Origin of the sequence: Frankia sp. Hr75.2, from assembly GCF_949319125.1 — a bacterium.
Classification (GTDB): Bacteria; Actinomycetota; Actinomycetes; order Frankiales; family Frankiaceae; genus Parafrankia; species Parafrankia soli.
Map to the genome: position 1 here is coordinate 1 of NZ_CASGGV010000103.1, position 3,643 is coordinate 3,643.

Here is a 3,643-nt window from a genome sequence, read left to right on the forward strand (position 1 = left end):
CAGCAACCGACCAGCCGCCACCCGCCGAGACCCCCTGACAGGCAGACGGCACTGTTGCCTCCACTCGACGGGCCCCGTGTGGCGGCAGGTAATGATCAGGCGATGAGGCGAGGTGTGGTCCGTCCTTCGGTCCCGATGTGGAAGTTCGCTGGGTTCCGGTTCCCTCCGGAGGTGATCGTGCTGGCGGTCCGCTGGTACCTGCGGTTCGCGCGGTCAGTGGGGTCTGTTGCGTCCAGTCGTGACCGGCGAGGCCCTGGCGGGGCATGTACCGTCAGTGTGATCACTGGCGGGCCGTCGGGGACTCGAACCGGCGCTGTTGCGTCGGCGAGATCCGCCATCGCGGATGTCGCCCGGGCGGCCACCGATCTGCCGGGAGATCCGCGAGCTGGTCCTGCGCCCCGCACGGAGAATCCGACCTGGGGCCACCGCAGGATCCAGGGAGAACTCGCCGGGCCGGGCTACCCGGTCGGGGTCGCCACCGTCTGACGGATCCTGCACCGCACCGGTGTCGATCCAGCGCCCCGCCGGACCGACTCCTCCTGGCGTACGTTCCTGCGTGCCCAGGCCTCCGGCATGCTGGCCTGCGATTTCTTCACGGTGGACACCGTGTTCCTCCAACGGATCTACGTGTTCTTCGTCGTCAAGCACGCCACCCGTCGTATCCATGTCCTCGGGGTCACGAGACACCCGACCGCGGCGTGGGTCACCCAGCGGGCACGGAACCTGCTGATGGATCTCGAGGAGCGTACCCACCGGTTCCGGTTTCTCATCCGTGACCGAGATGCGAAGTTCACGGCTTCGTTCGACGCTGGGTTTACCGAAGCCGGCATCGACGTGGTCGATACCCCGCCACAGTCACCCTCGGGGGGTTGATCAACGAATCGCAACGCAGCCCGGCACCTCCGCGGAAGATCGCGTCAACCACAAAAGGCCAGCTCACAGGCCGAAATCCGGTTTTGGGAGCCCCACACGCCGAGAGGGGACCTTGCTGCGCGCGGGCGTGCCTGTCATGCGGTGACCGGCGCAGGCGGGCGGTCCGCCCTGACGGTGAACAGGATCGTCGCGACCACGAGCAGCGGCGCGCAGAACAGCAGCCCTGCCTCGGGCGCGACGAACGTCCACAGCGCACCGGCGGTCAACGTTGCGATCGCCCGACCGCCACTCTGCAGAGCGGCGAGGGTGCCGAACGCCGTCCAGCGGATCTCCGGCGAGGCCAGCCGGCCGACGCCGGTGTACTCGGCCGCGTCCACGGCACCGGCGGCAGCCCCTGCCAACACAAAGCAGACGGCGAGCAGAAGCAACTCGTTCGTCCCGGCCAGAGCGAATCCGGCATAGGCGGTCAGCAGGCACGTGGCGCCACCGGCGATGATCGGGCCAGTACCGATCCGGTCCGCCAGCGCACACGCCCAGCTGGCGCAGACGGCCGCGCTGAGCTGGTAGCCGATGTACAGCAGCGCCACGAGCTGGAGCTGACTGAACGGTCCGGCTCCAGCGGGCAGTAGCTTCGTCGCGCGAAGCAGCAGTAGCACCGCGGCGATGTTCGCGGTCTCGTAGATCGCGACGCCGAGGAGGAACCGACCCAGGCGACCGCGCCGGAGCTGGTCGATTCTGCTACGCAGCGATGGCAGCTGCCACACGGCGTCCGGCTGGAGGACGTCCAGGTCCGGGCGTGTCGGATTCCCGCCCGGCTGCGCTGCCCGTCGCCGGTTCGCGCGGGCGCTGACGGCCACCGCCGCAACGGCCGGCAGCACCGCCAGCAGGATGACCGTCCGGACCTCCAGGAAGGTCAGGAACAGCAGCGCCAACACCGGGCCGAGGGCTGCGCCCACCGCGTCGATCGAACGTTCCACCCCGAGGCGGCGTCCCATCCGGTCCACGGTGGTGACCTCGCTCGCCTGCGCCGGCCGCAGGGGCGTGCGCAGCCCGCGGGCCGCCCACGAGCCGACCCTTACACCGTGGCCGCCTGCCATGCCACGCCGCTGAGCGCAAGCAGTGCCGACGCCAGCCCCATGCCGGCGTGCCCGACGATGCTGACCACAGGCCACGCCACCGCGGCCGGCGCAGCGCTGTCTCGGCGCCACCGAACCGGGCCGCCATCCCACCCGCGTGCCCGACGGCCTCCATTCCGGCGATGGCGAGCGGGACACCCCCGGCCAGGCCGGTGACGAACGCAGGGAGGACGGTGGTGGTGCTCTCCTGCCCCGCTGTCGACAGCAGCGATGCCAGCCGCGACGAGGTCAGGTACCCGCGGACCCGTCCGCCCTCGCTCTGGACTGGGACAGGTACGTCACAGACGGCAGTGTCGGGTCTGGACACGACGGACGCGACGAGCGCGGCAGCCGCCGGCCCGGGCACAGCGGCGCAGGGGGCCGGCATCCGCGCCGGAAACGGCCACGGCAGCACGACGGGTCACTTCGGACGCGGTCACCGACGAATCGAGCATTCGACCATCATGTTCGCCGCACGGCGACTCCGAAGTCGTCTGTCGGACGCCCCATCCAGTCAGATGGGCGACCGGCCGGCGCTGCTGGCAGCCGCGTTTGCCGAACTCACCCACGCCATCTGGCCGCCGGCCGGCCAGAACCCGGCGCATTCGCCGCTATCTCGGAACGCAACAGTGCCGCTGTTCGCTATCGACCCTGCAAAAATAAAGATGACACTCATGGGGCGGTTGTCTCGGAGCCTGCCCGACCCTTCCAGCCTTGCCGGACCCAAATCGATACTCCGGCGAGTAGAAGAGGAGAACCGCTGCCGTTCGCCGGCGTCCGGGTCGACCCTGCGGTCGTTGACCCGCGGCGCGGTGACCTCGACCGCACCGGCGGCGGTCATCACCTGCCCGGGCTGGGCGTGGCCGTTACAGACCACCAGCCGGCGGCCACCCTCGTCGCGCTCGTCGGCGAGCTCGGCGATGTAGGCGTCGACCTCGGCTTCCAACGCGGCCGCGAGCATCCGCCGCGCACCTTCCCGCACGATCTCATCGATCAGCGACGGCCTGACCGTCGAACCGTCCCCGGGCGTGCTGTCCTCGGGTACTACCGTGAGCACCGGCATGCCTTCCCGACCGACGCGCCAACGTCGGCCTGCCTGAGACCTCAACCTCGATCACCGGGAAGGCACGCCCCTCCCCAGCCGACCACAGATCTCAACCGTTGCTCGGCCGTAGCCCGCCGGTTCTTCATCCAGGCGCCGGCGCATGGCCGCCAGCCGGTCGAGGTCACCACCGACAAGGCACCCGTCTACCCGAGGATCCTCGACGAGCCGCTCCCGAGGCCTGCCATGTCGACGCCGCCAGAGAGAACAACCGAATGGAAGCCACCCACAGCCGGCTCAAAGCCCGGCTACGGCCGATGCGCGAACTCAAACGCCTCCGCTCGGTCCAGACGATCAGCGCCGGGAACGCCTTGGTTCAGAACATCCGACGCGGCCACTACGAACTCGCCACCCATACCGGCCCACAGCTGCGGCTGGCCGCCGCGTTCACCGAGCTCACCCAAGCCGTCTGACCGTGACTGCCCGGGCCCTGGCGTGCGCCGCATCCTCGCAATGCAACAGCCCCGCCGAGGATGATCGGCCTTCAGAATCGGTCACCGGGACGACATCAGGGCCACGCCGCAGCCCGATCGTTCGTGAACACCGCGCATCG

Annotated in this window: 1 protein-coding gene and 4 pseudogenes; 3 read left to right on the forward strand and 2 right to left on the reverse strand. The window is 69.8% G+C overall.

From position 1 onward, the window contains the following. Nucleotides 1-135: 135 nt before the first annotated feature. Together AC559T_RS09310 and AC559T_RS09315 are read left to right on the forward strand one after the other, a co-directional pair. A pseudogene (locus tag AC559T_RS09310) lies at nt 136-252 on the forward strand (IS6 family transposase); the annotation flags it as partial. Between the two features lie 88 nt (nt 253-340). Next, nucleotides 341-861: pseudogene (locus AC559T_RS09315) on the forward strand (transposase family protein); the annotation flags it as partial. Nucleotides 862-1,007: 146 nt separating this feature from the next. Here the strand turns inward: AC559T_RS09315 and AC559T_RS09320 are convergent. Together AC559T_RS09320 and AC559T_RS09325 are read right to left on the reverse strand one after the other, a co-directional pair. Beyond that, nucleotides 1,008-1,970 (reverse strand): MFS transporter, encoded by a 963-nt coding sequence (locus tag AC559T_RS09320; RefSeq protein WP_498868471.1) that lies wholly within the window; start codon nt 1,968-1,970, stop codon nt 1,008-1,010. 766 nt (nt 1,971-2,736) lie between these two features. Beyond that, nucleotides 2,737-3,051 (reverse strand): annotated as a pseudogene (locus AC559T_RS09325) (IS256 family transposase); the annotation flags it as partial. 96 nt (nt 3,052-3,147) lie between these two features. On the opposite strand from AC559T_RS09325, the pseudogene AC559T_RS09330 reads away from it, so the two are divergent. Continuing rightward, nucleotides 3,148-3,503, forward strand: a pseudogene (locus tag AC559T_RS09330) (DDE-type integrase/transposase/recombinase); the annotation flags it as partial. Nucleotides 3,504-3,643 lie beyond the last annotated feature (140 nt).